General features: G+C 66.6%; 1 pseudogene. It reads left to right on the plus strand.

Annotation, left to right across the window (positions count from 1 at the left end):
* Window positions 1-1044 (plus strand): annotated as a pseudogene (locus AB4Z23_RS27195) (hypothetical protein); the annotation flags it as partial.

The following is a 1044-nucleotide window of genomic DNA, read 5'->3' on the forward strand; positions in this document are numbered from 1 at the left end:
GCATTGGGACAGAACAGCAAGGCCACGAATATCTGGACGACCGCTGTCGGTGAAGGCACCATCGCATCGGGCGAGAATGCCACTGCCGTTGGCCAACACGCGGAGGCCGCAGGCCTCTACAGTACGGCCATTGGACAATATGCCATAGCGTCGGGCTCGTACGCGACCGCATTTGGACAGGCCGCCGAGGCAACGGGCGATAATTCGAGCGCCCTGGGGCAGTTCAGCAAGGCATTGAACGCCAATACCCTGGCCGTCGGTCACTCATCGAGCGCCAGTGCGGGTGCCGCGACAGCCGTCGGCCAGTTGGCGAGCGCGTCGGCACTCGGGGCCACGGCCCTGGGGCAGAACAGCCAGGCGACCGTCGATGGCGGCGTAGCACTCGGTTCCGGCTCAGTTGCCAACACGGCGGCGGGTGCGGCGGGCTTTATCCCGAGCGGCGGGGACGCGTCCGCGATCAACGCCACGCAAAGCACGCTCGGCGCGGTCTCGGTCGGTTCGGAAGGCAACACGCGGCAGATCACCAACGTCGCTGCGGGTTCGGTCGACACCGACGCGGTCAACGTCAGCCAGCTCAGGGCGCTGGATGCGGCCGTGGTCGCCAACAAGACGCATTACTACAGCGTCAACGATGGCGGTGTCGCTGGCGGTAACTACAACAATGACGGTGCGACCGGGACGAACGCGCTGGCGGCCGGTGCGAACGCGACGGCGAACGGCATCCAGGCGACGGCAGTCGGCTTTCGCGTGACGGCGAGCGGCGACGCGGCCCTGGCTATGGGCTCCAATGCCACCGCCTCGGGCGACACGTCGATCGCGCTTGGCCAGGGCGCCAATGCCAGCGGCACCTCCGATGTCTATATCGGCAACCTCGCCGGCGCGGTCGGAACTGCATCGAACGCCAACAATGTCGGCAACGGTACCGGTGCCGGCGCGCGGGTTGTGGGGTCCTATAACTCTGCCCTCGGGTATTTGGCTGGCGAAGGGACTGTCGGTAGCGGCAATACCGCCAGCGGTACCGCCTCCGGCCATAATGCTATGGGC

Origin of the sequence: Agrobacterium sp. MCAB5, assembly GCF_052114365.1 — a bacterium.
Lineage (GTDB): Bacteria > Pseudomonadota > Alphaproteobacteria > Rhizobiales > Rhizobiaceae > Agrobacterium > Agrobacterium tumefaciens.